Source organism: uncultured Schumannella sp., from assembly GCF_905479755.1.
GTDB lineage: Bacteria > Actinomycetota > Actinomycetes > Actinomycetales > Microbacteriaceae > DCRR01.
In genome coordinates, this window is record NZ_CAJQNT010000003.1 from 91,564 (window position 1) to 105,938 (window position 14,375).

The following is a 14,375-nucleotide window of genomic DNA, read 5'->3' on the forward strand; positions in this document are numbered from 1 at the left end:
CCGGGAGGTGGATCATGGGACGTCGAGTCGCGATCGTGAGCGAGAGCTTTCTTCCGACCCTCAACGGAGTGACGACCAGCGTCGTGAAACTCATGGAGCACCTCGCCGACCGCGGCGACGAGGCGATCCTGATCGTGCCGGCGGCGGGGTCGCCGCGCAGCTACGCGGGGTTCCGGGTGCACGAGGTTCCCGCGCTCGCCTACCGCCAGTTCCCGGTCGGGCTGCCCAATTCGCAGATCTCGGGCCTGTTGGCGCGATTCCGACCGGATGTGGTGCACGTCGCCTCGCCCTTCCTCCTCGGCGCCCAGTCGATCGCCGCGGCCAACCGTCTGGGCGTGCCGAGCGTGGCGATCTACCAGACCGACGTCTCCGGCTACGCCCGGCGCAACCGTCTCGCGGTCGCCTCGAACTTCGCCTGGCGCATCGTGCGCTGGATTCACGAGGGCGCGGACCTCACCCTCGCCCCCTCGTCGACGGCGATCGCGGCACTCGAAGAGGCGGGAGTTCCCCGCCTGGAGCGCTGGGGGCGCGGCGTCGACACCGATCGCTACCACCCGGGGCACCGTTACACGGCTCGGGCGCAGGAGCTGCGGGCCGAGCTTGCGCCCGACGGGGAAGTGATCCTCGGCTACGTCGGCCGCGTCGCGCCGGAGAAGAGCATCGAACGGCTCGCCGAGCTCGCGGGCATCCCCGGAATCCGGATCGTCATCGTCGGCGGCGGTCCGGCGCTGCCGAGCGTCACGCGCGCGCTCGAGGGGATGCCGGTCACCTATCTCGGCGAACTCCGCGGCGAGGAGTTGTCGGCCGCCTACGCGAGCTTCGACGTGTTCGTCCACACGGGCACCGAGGAGACCTTCGGCCAGACCCTGCAGGAGGCGCACGCGAGCGGGCTGGCCGTTGTGGCGCCGCGCGCAGGGGGACCGATCGACCTGATCGACGACGGCACCGATGGGCTGCTTTACGACCCCGCGGTCGACGGGGCCCTCGCGGCGGCCGTGCGACCGCTCGTTGCCGACGGCGCGCTTCGAGCGCGCATGGGCGAGGCGGGGCGGCGCAAGGTCATCGGCCGCACCTGGCACCGCGTCTGCGACGAACTGCTCGGCCGCTACGACGAGGTGATCGCGGCGCGCCGCACGACCACGAGATCTCTCGACGTCGAGACAAAGTAAGGTCGCCCTCAGAAGCGGTCGCTTCTCCGAGCGCACTAGACTGGGCGCGTCCGAAGCAATGCGACCGGCGTGCCACCCGTCGACCGCGACGGAGACCCCGAGGAGGAGTCCGTGTCGAGTTCCGCTGCGCGTCCCGCGGCGGCTCCCACTGTCCCCGTTCCCGCCCCGCGACGTCCCGCTGGGACGCTTTACCGCGGCCGCGAAGGAATGTGGTCGTGGGTGCTGCACCGCATCACGGGGACCGCGATCTTTTTCTTTTTGCTGGTCCACATCCTCGACACGGCACTGATCCGCATCGACCCGCATGCCTACGATGCCGTCATCGGCGCGTACAAGACACCCATCATGGGGATCGGCGAGCTCGGGCTGGTCGCCGCGATCGGCCTGCACGCGCTCAACGGCCTGCGGATCATCGCGATCGACTTCTTCTCCTGGGGCACCCGTCACCAGCGGTTGATGTTCTGGATCGTCATCGTGCTCTGGGTGCTGCTGCTCGTCGGCTTCGCCCCGCGCCACCTGATGCACGTGTTCGGAGGCGAATGATGACCACGGTTCCTCTGCCGAACACTCGGCCGGCCCGGCGCGGCGTCAACTGGGAAAAGTGGGGCTGGCTCTACATGCGCGTCTCGGGCGTCCTGCTCGTCGTGCTGATCTTCGGCCACCTGCTCGTCAACCTGTTCCTCGGTGAGGGCGTCAAGGCGATCGACTTCGCGTTCGTCGCCGGCAAGCTCGCGGATCCGTTCTGGATCGTGTGGGACCTGCTGCTGCTCTGGCTGGCCCTCATTCACGGCTCCAATGGCATGCGCACGCTCGTCAACGACTACGCGCACGGCCGCCTGCGGAAGGTCCTGCTCGGCGCGCTCCTCGTGTCCACGATCGTGCTGCTGGTTCTCGGCACCCTCGTTCTGACCACTTTCGATCCCTGCATCGGCGACCCCGCGTCGACCGGTCTCCAAGAGCTCTGCGAGGCACAGTAAGACATGGAGTTCACCGACGGGGACGTCATCGACGGCGTCCACTACCACCAGTTCGACGTCGTCATCATCGGCGCCGGTGGCGCCGGGATGCGCGCCGCCATCGAGGCCGGCCCGAAGGCCAAGACGGCCGTCATCACCAAGCTCTACCCGACCCGGTCGCACACCGGTGCGGCGCAGGGCGGCATGGCCGCCGCCCTCGCCAACGTCGAGGAAGACAGCTGGGAATGGCACACCTTCGACACCGTGAAGGGCGGCGACTACCTCGTCGACCAGGATGCGGCCGAGGTGCTCGCCAAGGAGGCGATCGACGCGGTTCTCGACCTCGAGAACATGGGTCTGCCGTTCAACCGCACGCCCGAGGGCAAGATCGATCAGCGCCGCTTCGGCGGCCACACGCGTGACCACGGCAAGGCGCCCGTGCGCCGCGCCTGCTACGCCGCCGACCGCACCGGCCACATGATCCTGCAGACGCTGTTCCAGAACTGCGTCAAGCTCGGCGTCAACTTCTTCAACGAGTACTACGCGCTCGACCTGGTGATGAACGACGGCAAGCCCGCGGGCGTCGTCGCCTACGAACTCGCGACCGGCGAGATCCACGTCTTCCAGGCGAAGTCGATCGTGTTCGCCACCGGCGGCTTCGGCAAGATCTACAAGACCACCTCGAACGCGCACACCCTCACCGGCGACGGTGTCGGCATCATCTGGCGCAAGGGTCTGCCGCTGGAGGACATGGAATTCTTCCAGTTCCACCCGACTGGCCTCGCCGGGCTCGGCATCCTGTTGACGGAGGGCGCCCGCGGCGAGGGCGCGATTTTGCGGAACGCCTCCGGCGAGCGCTTCATGGAGCGCTACGCCCCCACCATCAAGGACCTCGCCCCGCGCGACATCGTCTCGCGCTGCATGGTGCAAGAGGTCGCCGAAGGTCGCGGGGCCGGCCCGCACAAGGACTACGTGCTGCTCGACTGCACCCACCTGGGCGCCGAGGTGCTCGAGACGAAGCTCCCCGACATCACCGAATTCGCGCGCACCTACCTGGGCGTCGACCCGGTGCACGAACCCGTGCCGGTCATGCCGACCGCGCACTACGCGATGGGCGGCATTCCGACCAACATCAAGGCCGAGGTGCTGCGCGACAACGACACCGTCGTGCCCGGCCTTTACGCCGCCGGCGAGTGCGCGTGCGTCTCCGTGCACGGCTCGAACCGCCTGGGCACCAACTCGCTCCTCGACATCAACGTCTTCGGCAAGCGCGCCGGCAACTACGCCGTCGAGTACGCCCAGACCGCCGAGTTCGTTCCGCTCCCGGAGAACCCGGCGAGCTTTGTGACCGACCTGGTCGAACGGCTCCGCGACTCCACCGGCACCGAACGGATCGCCGCGATCCGCAAGGAACTGCAGGACGAGATGGACAAGAACGCGCAGGTGTTCCGCACCGACGAGTCGCTCGAGAAGGTCACCCACACGATCTTCGAGCTGCGCGAGCGCTACAAGAACATCGGCATCCACGACAAGGGCCGCCGCTTCAACACCGACCTGCTCGAGGCGATCGAGCTCGGTTTCCTGCTCGACCTGGCGGAAGTCGTCGTGTACTCGGCGCGCAACCGCAAGGAAAGCCGCGGCGGTCACATGCGCGACGACTACCCCGATCGCGACGACGCCACCTACATGAAGCACACGATGGCGTACCTCACGGGCGATCCGCACTCGCCCGACGCCTCGGATCACATCACGCTCGACTGGAAACCGGTGGTCATCACCAACTACCAGCCCATGGAGAGGAAGTACTGATGGCCAGCGCAACCGCCGAGGCCCCCGCGCCCGCTCCCGAGGCACCGATCCAGTCGTTCACGGTCACGCTCATCATCCGTCGCTTCGACCCGGAGACGATGGACGAGCCGATCTGGCAGGACTTCGACGTCGACATGTTCCCCACCGATCGGGTGCTGGATGCGCTGCACAAGATCAAGTGGGAACAGGACGGCACGCTCACCTTCCGCCGCTCCTGCGCGCACGGCATCTGCGGCTCCGACGCGATGCGGATCAATGGCCGCAACCGTCTCGCCTGCAAGACCCTGATCAAGGATCTCGACATCTCGCAGCCGATCTACGTCGAAGCGATCAAGGGCCTTCCGCTGGAGAAGGACCTCATCGTCGACATGGAGCCGTTCTTCGAGTCGTACCGGCAGATCCAGCCGTTCCTCATCGCCGACTCCAAGCCGAAGGGCGGCAAGGAGCGTATCCAGTCGGTCGCGCAGCGCGAGCGCTTCGACGACACGACCAAGTGCATCCTGTGCGCCGCGTGCACGAGCTCGTGCCCGGTGTTCTGGACCGACGGTCAGTACTTCGGCCCCGCCGCGATCGTCAACGCGCACCGCTTCATCTTCGACAGCCGCGACGAGGGCTCGCAGGTGCGCCTGGACATCCTCAACGACAAGGAGGGCGTGTGGCGTTGCCGCACGACCTTCAACTGCTCGGAGGCGTGCCCGCGCGGCATCGAGGTCACGAAGGCGATCGCCGAGGTCAAGCAGGCGGTCCTGCGCGGCAAGGCGTAACCCGCCCGGACGGTCGCCACAGAGGGACCGGCCGCGCGACAGCTGGGATCGTCGCGAAGCCGGCCACTCCGTTGCGCTTCCGTAGGGATCCGGAAGCCGAGGACCGCCAATGCGGCCCTCCGTGAAAGAGACGCCCGCCCCGCGGCACTATGACGCGGGTTCCGCGGAAATCTCGGGAATCAGCTCGACTGGACCGTGACCGGCAGCACCGGCGCCGTGGTCACCACGAGCGGCTCGATCAGATCGTTGACGAGCGAGTCGAGCGGGCGCAGTAGCGTGCCCACGAGACCGCGTGAGCCGAGCAGGCCCTCGAGGTAGCCGCGATCGACGGTCTGGCCGATCGTCAGTCCGGTGGTGTCGCCGGGGATGCCACTCGCACTCAGCGTGAACGTCCCGTTCGCCGCGACCGTCGTCGTCGCGTAGACCACTCCAGCCGCCTGCAGCGAGACCGTGGCTCCCGGAGTCGCGGTGCCCGAGAGACTCAGGGTGACGTCCGCGGTCACGACCTCGCTCACGACCTCGCCGACGCCGCCGACCAGCTCCTCGACCACACCGCCGACACCGCCGACGACGTTCTCCACGGTGCCGGTCACGCCGTCGCTCGTCTCCCCGATCCCGATGTCGCTCGGGTCGACGGGCTCCGGTTCGGGTTCGACAACGTCGCCGGACGCCAGAATGTCGTCGCCCGGGCTGCTCGCGGCCGCGTCACTCGACTCGCTCGAGGCCGGCGGCTCCGGGTCCGGATTCATCCCGGTGGAGCCCGACAGCACCAGCCCGCCGCCGAGCACGGCGACGACCGCGATCCCGCTGACCAGCACGCCGGGCGTCGCGCTCGCCCCCAACGCCAGACCGCCCACCACGGGTGCCGCGGCGAGAGACGACTGGACGACCGCGTCGACGGCGTCCGGCATCGGCGGGATCGCGAGATCGCTGACCGGTGCCGAGTTCGATGCCAGCGCGGCGAGCAGCGACCCGCCGGCCACGCCGCCGAGCATCATCGGCAGCAGCACGAGCGCGAGCCGCGAGCCGACCTCGTCGACCTCCTCGGCCACGATCGAGCACCGCGCACAGCCCGGCAGGTGCGCCTCCAGCCGTGTCTTCTCGCGTTTGCCGAGGCCGTCACGGGCGTTCTCGCCGAGCTTCGACATCGCCCAGCGGCAGTCGTCGGACATCCCGGTGTCACTGATGTGCGCCTGCAGCCACGCCTTCCGCAGGCCCTCACGGGCGCGATAGGACAGCGCCGCGACGCCATTGGCCGTCATGCCCATGATGGGCGCGACCTCGTGCGGATCCATTCCCTCGACCTCGGTGTACCAGAGCACCGTCTGCCAGCGCTCCGGAAGGGTCCGGAACGCGGTCGCCGTCAACGTGCGATCGAGCGCCCACACCGAGGGGTCGTCAGGAATCCGCTCGTCCTGGAAGTCCTCGATCATGTCGACTTGCACGTCGCGCGAGGCCGCCCCCCAGCTGCTCGCGAGATTGCGGATCGTCGTGTACAGGTAGGGCCGGAACGCCCCCGTGGGTCCGCCGCCCGCCAGGACACGTTGAAAAATGCGCACATAGGCCTCGGAAACGAGGTCATCGGCATCGAGCGACGTGAACTGGCGGGCGACCCGAACAGCGGAACGATAGTGACGGCTCCACAGTTCGGCGAATGCGCTCGTGTCCCCCGCGCGCGCTCGCTCGATGTACTCGCCGTCCGAAGCCGATGGCTTCGCGTTGTGGCTGTTCATCCCCCTGAACCACTCCCCCGGCCCCTCTGTTGCCTCCCGGGAATGGAACACACGCAAGAGCGCCGCAGTGACGGTTCCCTTGCATCTCCATACCCAGAGAGACGGGCCTTCCAACAGGATATGACGCGAGACGGCGAATAAACATCCTCAATTTCTGAATGCTGCCTGAACACGAGTCCTCCCGCGCGCCGCGGAACGGGCTCGATAGGCTCGATGCATGACCGATTCGGAGGACGCCGACGATAACCGGCTCCCCCAACGGCTGAAGGCCTGGGGGCAGCGCACCATCGACGGGGCGAAGGAATTCGCCGAGCGCGCGCAGGAGTGGAAACCGGTTCGGGTGCTCACACACTTCGGGCAGCAGCGCGGCGCGCTGCTGGCCAACGGGCTCTCCTATCAGGCGATCTTCTCCGTCTTCGCCGCCGTCTGGGTCGGGTTCTCGATCATCGGACTCGTGCTCGACGCGAACGCCGAACTGCGCGACTCGCTGTTTCGCGTGATTCGACTCTCGGTGCCGGGCCTTCTCGATCTCGGCGAGGGCGGCGCGATCGATCCCGACGAACTACTCGACGCGGCCGCAATCGGCTGGACCGGTGCCCTCGCCCTCGCCGGTGCCCTGTTCACCGCGGTCGCGTGGCTCGGCTCGGCGCGAAATGCCGTCCGCGAAATCGCCCAACTCGCCTCGCCCCCGGTGAACTTCCTGCTGCTGAAACTCCGCGACCTGGGACTCGCGCTCGCCTTCGGCGCGGCCGTGCTGCTGTCGGCCGGGCTGTTGTTCGCGAGCACCCAGGCGCTCGAGTGGATCTTCCCCGCGATCGGGGTCGAGACCGATTCGAGCGTCGCGGCGGTCGCCGCCCGCATCATCGGTCTGACGCTGATGTTCGCGCTCGACGCGGCGATCCTGGCGACGCTGTACCGCATCCTCGCCGGCGTGAAGATTCCGCCGCGCCCCCTCATGCAGGGCGCGCTGCTCGGGGCGGCCGGGCTCGCGGTGCTCAAGATCCTCGGGAGCACGCTGCTCGGTGGGGCATCCTCGAACCCCCTCCTGGCGTCGTTCGCCGTCATCATCGGTCTGCTGATCTGGTTCAACCTGATCTGTCAGGTGATCCTCATCGCGGCCGCCTGGCTCGTGGTCACCGCCACGGATGACGGGGTGCCGCTGGATCCGATCGGCGAGCGCGAACGGCGCGAGGCGGAGGCGCGGCTGCGTCTGGAACTCGAGGAAGAGATCCGCGCCGAGTTAGAGAGCACCCTGCCCCGCGCGGTGCGATGGTTGGCCCGGCGCCGGAGCCGCCGGCAGGTCAGCGAGCAGAACTAGGCTCGGAGGTATGCCTCAACCGCTTCGCCTCGCCTCGGTCAACGTCAACGGAATCCGCGCCGCCTACCGGAAAGGAATGGGCGACTGGCTCGCCCAGCGCGATGTCGACATTCTCGCTCTGCAGGAGGTGCGTGCCGAGACCGAGCACATCACCGAACTGCTCGGCCCGGAGTGGAACGTGTTGCACGACGCGGCCACCGCGAAGGGGCGCGCGGGCGTCGCGATCGCCAGCAGGCGGGCCGCCAACATCCATCGGGTGAGCTTCGGGGCGGACGACTTCGACTCGGCCGGGCGGTGGCTGGAGGCCGACTTCGACATCGACGGCACGCTCGTGACGGTCGTCTCGACCTACGTGCACTCGGGCGCCGTCGACACCCCTAAGCAGGTCGAGAAGTACAAGTTCCTGGATGCCATGGCCGAGCGTCTGCCCGAACTCGCCGCCCACAATCCGCGGTCGGTGGTCGTCGGCGACCTCAACGTCGGACACCGCACGCTCGACATCAAGAACTGGAAGGGCAACGTCAAGAACGCTGGCTTCCTGCCCGAGGAGCGCGCCTACTTCGACCGCTTCCTCGGCGCCGAGGGCGAGGAGGGCTACAACCAGGGCGCCGGCTTCGGCTGGGTCGACGTGCACCGCCGATTCCACCCCGACGCTCCCGGGCCCTACACCTGGTGGTCGCAGCGCGGTAAGGCCTTCGACACCGACACCGGCTGGCGGATCGACTACCAGCTGGCGACCCCGGAGCTCGCCGCCGCCGCGGTCTCCTACGCGATCGATCGCGCGTCGGCCTACGACACCCGCTGGTCCGACCACGCCCCCGTCGTCGTCGACTACGCCCTCTAGGCCCCTTCCCCTCCCGCGGGAAGTGGGGGCCGCGGGAACTGGGATGATGGGGGCATGAGTGCTCCGCGTTTGTTCTCCGGTATGCAGCCGTCCGCCGACTCGCTCCACGCGGGCAACTACATCGGGGCGCTCCTCCAGTGGAAGGAACTGCAGTCCACCCACGACGCCGTCTTCTGCGTCGTCGACCTGCACGCGATCACCGTCCCGCAAGACCCGGCCGCCCTGCGCGAGCAGACCCGGCGCACCGCCGCCCAATACATCGCCGCGGGGATCGACCCCTCTCGCTCCACGCTGTTCGTGCAGTCGCACGTCTCCGCGCACGCCGAACTCGCCTGGGTGCTGAACACCATCACCGGCTTCGGTGAGGCGAGCCGGATGACCCAGTTCAAGGACAAGTCGCACAAGCAGGGCGCGGATGCCGCCAGCGTGGGCCTGTTCACCTACCCCATCCTGCAGGCCGCCGACATTCTGCTGTACGACGCGGCCGTCGTGCCGGTCGGCGAAGACCAGCGCCAACACATCGAGCTCACCCGCGACCTCGCGCAGCGCTTCAACTCGCGCTTCGGCACGACCTTCGTCGTGCCCGAGGTCTCGATCCTGAAAGAAACGGCGAAGGTCTACGACCTGCAGAACCCGGGCTCGAAAATGTCGAAGTCGGGCGAGAGCCCGCAGGGCATCCTGTGGCTGCTTGACGAGCCGAAGGTGCTCACCAAAAAAATCAAGTCCGCCGTCACGGATGCCGACCGCGAGATCCGCTTCGACCGCGCCAACAAGCCGGGCGTCTCGAACCTGCTGACGCTCCTGTCGGTGCTGGGCGGGTCGAGCATCCCGTCGCTCGAGAGCGAATTCGAGGGCAAGGGGTACGGCGATCTGAAGGGTGCCACCGCCGAGGCTGTGGTCGCCGCGTTCGACCCGATCCGCACCCGCACGCTCGAACTGCTCGACGACCCGGCCGAGCTCGACCGGGTGCTCGCGGGCAACGCCGAGCGGGCCGAGGCGATCGCCGATGCGACCCTGTCGCGCGTGTACGACGCTGTCGGGTTCCTGCGCCGCGCATGACCCCGGTCGAGCTCCGGGTCGTGTTGTTCGACCTCGACGACACCCTGTTCGCGCACCGACGCTCGGTCGAACTCGGCCTGCACGCGCACCGCGCGACGCTCGGGGCCGCGATCGCGGCGGCCGCACCCGATCTCGAGTTCACGCGCTGGAATGATCTCGAGGAGCGCCACTACCACCGCTACCTTTCGGGCGAGATCGACTTCCACGAGCAGCGCCGCGCCCGGGCGCGCGGCTTTCTCGAGCCACACGGCGTGATACTCGACGACGAGGCCGCACTCGCTTGGTTCGATGCATACCTTCTGGAGTATGAACGCTCGTGGACGCGCCACGACGACGTGGATGCCTGCCTCACCGCCCTCGCCGACCGGCACCTCGGCATCATCACGAACGGCGAACTCGCCTTCCAGCTGGCGAAGCTGCGGGCCATCGGGCTCGAGGGCGCGTTCGAGCAGTTCATCGCGAGCGGCGAGCTCGGGGTGGCCAAGCCCGACGCGCGGATCTTCGAGCGGGCGTGCGAGCTGTTCGAGGTCGAGCCTTCGCAGGCGGCCTACATCGGCGATCGACTGCACACCGACGCGATCGGCGCGGCGCGGGCCGGGCTCCTCGGCGTGTGGCTGGATCGCCCCGGCATCGCGACGGCGGAGCAGCGGGCCGAGGCGGCGAGCGCGGGTGTTCCGGTCATCCGCTCGCTCGCGGAGCTGCCCGCACTCTTGCCGTAGCGCGCTGCTACCGAAACTCGCCGCCCCCGGCCGCCAGTGTGTCGTTTCTCCGGAGCCACCCGCGCGCGAGTGTGTCGTTTCTCCGGAGGTTATGACGCATCCGGATGCAGGTGCACCGTGAAATAGGGGCCTGGCGCGCGAAACCTCCGGAGAAACGTGCACGGGGCGAGGGCGGGCCGCGCGAAACCTCCGGAAAAACGTGCGCAACGGGGCGGGCGCGGGGCGGGGCGGCGAACGCGCGGGAATGCGGGGCGCGAGGGCCGCGTTGTAGGCTGTGGACACGAAGCACGTGCTCCGGGGGCGGTGAAATTCCGCGCCGGCGGTCAAAGTCCGCGAACCTGCCGAGGCAACTCGGCGGGCCGAACTGGTGAAACTCCAGTACCGACGGTGAAAGTCCGGATGGGAGGATGCACGAGTTCACGAGCGCACCCGTCGCGCCCGCGAACCGCCGACTCTCGGCACCCCCGGAACCGTCTGAACACAGACCGAGGACCGGATGCGGAACACCGAGAGCGCCCCCAGCGAAACACTCGACGCCGCCATGCGGCGCGCCTTCGAGCTCGCCCGGCGCGGCCCCGCGACCGGCCCCAACCCGCAGGTCGGCTGCGTGCTGCTGGATGACCGCGGCCAGATCGCCGCCGAAGGCTGGCACCGCGGTGCCGGCACGCCGCACGCCGAAGTGGCCGCACTGGCCGACGCCGCGGCGCGCGGCGTCGAGACCGCCGGGCTGACCGCGGTCGTCACCCTGGAGCCGTGCAACCACACGGGCCGCACCGGCCCGTGCAGCGAGGCGCTGCTGGCGGCCGGCATCGGCGCCGTGCACTACGCCGTCGCCGATCCGGGCGACGCCTCGAGCGGCGGCGCCGCGCGCCTGACCGCCGCGGGGGTGCCGGCGACCCTCGGACCGCTCACGGTCGAGGGTGAGGCGCTGCTGCATCCGTGGCTTTCCGCGGTGCGCCGCGGGCGCCCCTGGGTGACGGTCAAGTGGGCTTCCACGCTCGACGGGCGCGCCGCGGCGGCCGACGGTACCAGCCAGTGGATCACCGGCACCGCCGCCCGCCAGCGCGTGCACGAGGAGCGAGCCGCGGCCGATGCGATCTTGGTCGGCACGGGCACGGTGTTCGCCGACGACCCGAGCCTGACGGCGCGCGGTGACGGCGGCGAACTGCTCGCACACCAGCCGCTGCCGGTGGTGGTCGGCGAGCGCCGAATCCCGAAAACGGCGAAGCTGCATCAGCATCCGGCGGGCGTGCTGGAGACCGGCACCCGCGACCTGGGTGCCGCGCTCAGCCAGCTGCACGAGCGCGAGATCCGGCGCGTCTACGTCGAGGGCGGTCCGACTCTCGCGAGCGCGCTCATCGCGGAGGGCCTCGCCGACGAGTTCTCGATCTACCTGGCGCCCGCGCTGCTCGGCGGCGAGAAGCTCGCCCTCGGCGACCTGGGCATCACGACCATCGGCGACGCGCGCCGCCTGCACATCACCACCGTCGAACAACTCGGCGATGACCTGTTCATCGCGGCGACGCCGCACGCGCCGACCACCCCGACCGCAACCCCCCAGGAGCACTGACATGTTCACCGGAATCATCGAAGAACAGGGCGAAGTTCTCGCCTGGGAGCCGAGCGCCGACGCCGCCCGGATCACCGTGAGGGCCCCGCTCGCCGCCTCCGACGCGCGCCACGGCGATTCGATCGCGGTCAGCGGGGTCTGCCTGACGGTGATCGATCAGGGCCCCGACTGGTTCACCGCCGACGTCATGGCGGAGTCGATCGCGCAGACCACGCTGGCGCTGATCGCCCCCGGCTCGCGCGTCAACCTGGAGCGCGCCGCGGCCGTCGACTCGCGCCTCGGCGGCCACATCGTGCAGGGCCACGTGGATGCCACCAGCCACGTGGTGAGCGTCACCCCGGGCGAACGGTGGAGCGTCGTGCGCGTCGCGCTGCCGGCCGAACTTGAGGCGCTCGTCACCCGCAAGGGTTCGATCGCGATCGACGGCATCTCGCTCACGGTCAGCGCGGTCAGCGACGCCGGGGAGGCATCCCCGTGGTTTGAGGTCAGTCTGATTCCGGAAACGCTCAGCGCCACGACGCTCGGCGCCGCCGCCCCCGGCACCCCCGTCAATCTCGAGAGCGACATTCTCGCTCGCCACGTCGAGCGCCTGCTCGCCGTGGAATCCCTCCGATCGAAGGTGCAGGCATGAGCCTCTCCACCATCCCCGAGGCCGTCGCGGCGCTCCGCGCGGGCCGTCCGATCATCGTCGCCGACGATGAGGGCCGCGAGAACGAGGGCGACGTGATCCTCGCCGCCGAAAGCGCCAGCCAGGAGTGGGTGGCCTGGATGGTGAAGAACTCCTCGGGCTTCATCTGCGCGCCGATGACGAACGAGATCGCCGACGCGCTCAACCTGCCGCCGATGGTGAGCATGAACGAGGATCCCCGCGGCACCGCCTACACGGTGAGTGTGGATGCGGCGGATCGCCTGAGCACCGGCATCAGCGCGGGCGACCGCGCCCACACGCTGCGCGTCCTGGCAAACCCGGATTCGACGCCGGCGAGCGTGCTGCGCCCCGGCCACATCCTGCCGCTGCGCGCCGTCGAGGGCGGCGTGCGCGAGCGCGACGGACATACCGAGGCGGCGGTCGACCTGATGAAGCTGGCCGGGCTGCGGCCGGTGGGCGCGATCGCGGAGATCGTCGACGAGGACGGCGAGATGATGCGTCTGCCGAATCTGATCCGCCTCGGCGAGCGCGACGGGGTGCCGGTCATCACGATCGAGGAGCTGATCCGGTTCCTGGAGGAGCGGCGCTGCGAGGGCGACCCGGAGGCGATCCCCGAGATCCCCGAGACCTCACGCGTCGAGTTCGAGGTGGAGACCACGATCCCGACGCGCCACGGTTCGTTCCGGGTGCGCGCCTATCGCGACCGCTCGACGGGCGCCGATCATGTGGCCTGGATTTCGGGCGACCCGGCCGCCCGCACCACCCCGCCGCTCGTGCGTCTGCACTCGGAGTGCCTGACGGGTGAGGCCTTCGGTTCGCTGAAGTGCGAGTGCGGCCCGCAGCTGCAGGAGGCGCTCGAGCGCATCGACGCCGAGGGCGGCGTCGTCGTCTACCTGCGCGGTCACGAGGGCCGCGGGATCGGTCTCATCAACAAGCTGAAGGCCTACCGCCTGCAGGAGGGCGGCCTCGACACGCTCGACGCGAATCTGGCCCTCGGCCTCCCGGCGGATGCGCGCGACTACGGCGCCGCGACCGCGATTTTGCACGACCTCGGCATCGACTCCGTGCGCCTGCTCAGCAACAACCCCGAGAAGGCTCGCCAGCTCACCGAGCGCGGCGTCGAGGTCACCGATCTGGTGCCGCTCGTCGTCGGTGTCGGCGAGTTCAACGAGGGCTACCTCGACGCGAAGCGCGACCGCATGGGCCACGCGCTGCCCCCCCACCTCACGAACGGATTGGACTGACCCATGGCCGGACACGGCGCCCCCTCCCTCGAAACCTCCGCGATCCCCGACGCGACCGGCCTCAAGGTGACGATCGTCTCGGGCTTGTGGCATCACGCGATCGCCGACGGACTGCTCGCGGGCGCGCACCGCGTGCTGGCCGCCGCGAACGCGGAGGTCTCTGAGGTGCGGGTTCCCGGCAGCTTCGAGCTGCCGGTGGCGGCGAAGGTCGCCCTCGATGCGGGAGCGGATGCGGTGGTCGCCCTCGGCGTGATCATCCGCGGCGGCACCCCGCACTTCGAGTACGTGAGCGCCGCCGCCACGGACGGACTCACCCGGGTGGCGCTGGACACCGGCAAGCCGGTCGGTTTCGGCGTGCTCACCCTCGACGACGAGCAGCAGGGCCTCGACCGCGCCGGGCTCAAAGGCTCGAAGGAGGACAAGGGCGCCGAGGCCGCCCATGCCGCCGTGACGACGGCGCTCACCTTGCGCGAGCTGCGCGGCTAGCCCTCCCCGCCGAACGGCGTACACTCGACGGGGCCGCCAGAAGCGGCCCCCACCT

Annotated in this window: 14 protein-coding genes and 1 riboswitch; of the genes, 13 read left to right on the forward strand and 1 reads right to left on the reverse strand. The window is 69.4% G+C overall.

All coding sequences use genetic code 11. The features are described from left to right. The first annotated feature begins 14 nt into the window (after positions 1 to 14). The 5 genes from QZ258_RS00600 to QZ258_RS00620 all read left to right on the forward strand — a co-directional run bounded on the left by QZ258_RS00600 (position 15) and on the right by QZ258_RS00620 (position 4,698). The gene (locus QZ258_RS00600; RefSeq protein ID WP_294178065.1) at positions 15 to 1,169 is read left to right on the forward strand and encodes a glycosyltransferase family 1 protein; all 1,155 of its coding nucleotides are present in this window, start codon (positions 15 to 17) and stop codon (positions 1,167 to 1,169) included. 111 nt (positions 1,170 to 1,280) lie between these two features. After that, positions 1,281 to 1,712 carry a succinate dehydrogenase, cytochrome b556 subunit gene (sdhC, locus tag QZ258_RS00605; RefSeq protein ID WP_294178067.1) on the forward strand — a complete coding sequence of 144 codons (432 nt, stop codon included), beginning with the start codon at positions 1,281 to 1,283 and terminating at the stop codon, positions 1,710 to 1,712. Then, complete coding sequence (locus tag QZ258_RS00610) at positions 1,712 to 2,146, forward strand: succinate dehydrogenase (RefSeq protein WP_294178071.1); 435 nt, start codon at positions 1,712 to 1,714, stop codon at positions 2,144 to 2,146. The genes sdhC and QZ258_RS00610 overlap by 1 nt, the downstream gene beginning before the upstream one ends. A 3-nt stretch (positions 2,147 to 2,149) precedes the next feature. Beyond that, complete coding sequence (sdhA, locus tag QZ258_RS00615) at positions 2,150 to 3,934, forward strand: succinate dehydrogenase flavoprotein subunit (RefSeq protein ID WP_294178075.1); 1,785 nt, start codon at positions 2,150 to 2,152, stop codon at positions 3,932 to 3,934. Beyond that, positions 3,934 to 4,698 (forward strand): succinate dehydrogenase iron-sulfur subunit, encoded by a 765-nt coding sequence (locus QZ258_RS00620; protein ID WP_294178076.1) that lies wholly within the window; start codon positions 3,934 to 3,936, stop codon positions 4,696 to 4,698. Before sdhA ends, QZ258_RS00620 begins: the two co-directional genes overlap by 1 nt. Before the next feature lie 179 nt (positions 4,699 to 4,877). Here QZ258_RS00620 and QZ258_RS00625 read toward each other — a convergent pair whose 3' ends face one another. Next, complete coding sequence (locus QZ258_RS00625; RefSeq protein WP_294178077.1) at positions 4,878 to 6,431, reverse strand: sigma-70 family RNA polymerase sigma factor; 1,554 nt, start codon at positions 6,429 to 6,431, stop codon at positions 4,878 to 4,880. Between the two features lie 217 nt (positions 6,432 to 6,648). On the opposite strand from QZ258_RS00625, the gene QZ258_RS00630 reads away from it, so the two are divergent. From QZ258_RS00630 to ribH, 8 genes are all read left to right on the forward strand, one after another. Further along, entirely contained in the window at positions 6,649 to 7,749 is a 1,101-nt protein-coding gene (locus QZ258_RS00630) for a YihY/virulence factor BrkB family protein (protein ID WP_294178078.1), read from the forward strand. Between the two features lie 10 nt (positions 7,750 to 7,759). Further along, positions 7,760 to 8,593, forward strand: a complete 834-nt coding sequence (locus QZ258_RS00635) for an exodeoxyribonuclease III (protein ID WP_294178079.1) — start codon at positions 7,760 to 7,762, stop codon at positions 8,591 to 8,593. 54 nt (positions 8,594 to 8,647) lie between these two features. After that, positions 8,648 to 9,652, forward strand: coding sequence for a tryptophan--tRNA ligase (trpS, locus tag QZ258_RS00640; protein ID WP_294178080.1), 1,005 nt, complete (start codon positions 8,648 to 8,650; stop codon positions 9,650 to 9,652). Further along, the gene (locus tag QZ258_RS00645; RefSeq protein ID WP_294178082.1) at positions 9,649 to 10,371 is read left to right on the forward strand and encodes an HAD family hydrolase; all 723 of its coding nucleotides are present in this window, start codon (positions 9,649 to 9,651) and stop codon (positions 10,369 to 10,371) included. Before trpS ends, QZ258_RS00645 begins: the two co-directional genes overlap by 4 nt. Positions 10,372 to 10,658: 287 nt before the next feature. Further along, a riboswitch (FMN riboswitch) is annotated at positions 10,659 to 10,786 on the forward strand. 81 nt (positions 10,787 to 10,867) lie between these two features. Beyond that, on the forward strand, positions 10,868 to 11,941 hold the full coding sequence (ribD, locus tag QZ258_RS00650) for a bifunctional diaminohydroxyphosphoribosylaminopyrimidine deaminase/5-amino-6-(5-phosphoribosylamino)uracil reductase RibD (protein ID WP_294178083.1): 1,074 nt from the start codon (positions 10,868 to 10,870) through the stop codon (positions 11,939 to 11,941). A gap of 1 nt (position 11,942) precedes the next feature. Then, positions 11,943 to 12,572, forward strand: a complete 630-nt coding sequence (locus QZ258_RS00655; RefSeq protein WP_294178086.1) for a riboflavin synthase — start codon at positions 11,943 to 11,945, stop codon at positions 12,570 to 12,572. After that, positions 12,569 to 13,834: a GTP cyclohydrolase II gene (gene ribA, locus QZ258_RS00660; protein ID WP_294178088.1), complete on the forward strand. Its 1,266-nt coding sequence runs from the start codon at positions 12,569 to 12,571 to the stop codon at positions 13,832 to 13,834. Before QZ258_RS00655 ends, ribA begins: the two co-directional genes overlap by 4 nt. A gap of 3 nt (positions 13,835 to 13,837) precedes the next feature. Further along, positions 13,838 to 14,320 carry a 6,7-dimethyl-8-ribityllumazine synthase gene (gene ribH / locus QZ258_RS00665; protein ID WP_294178090.1) on the forward strand — a complete coding sequence of 161 codons (483 nt, stop codon included), beginning with the start codon at positions 13,838 to 13,840 and terminating at the stop codon, positions 14,318 to 14,320. The last annotated feature ends 55 nt before the right edge of the window (positions 14,321 to 14,375 follow it).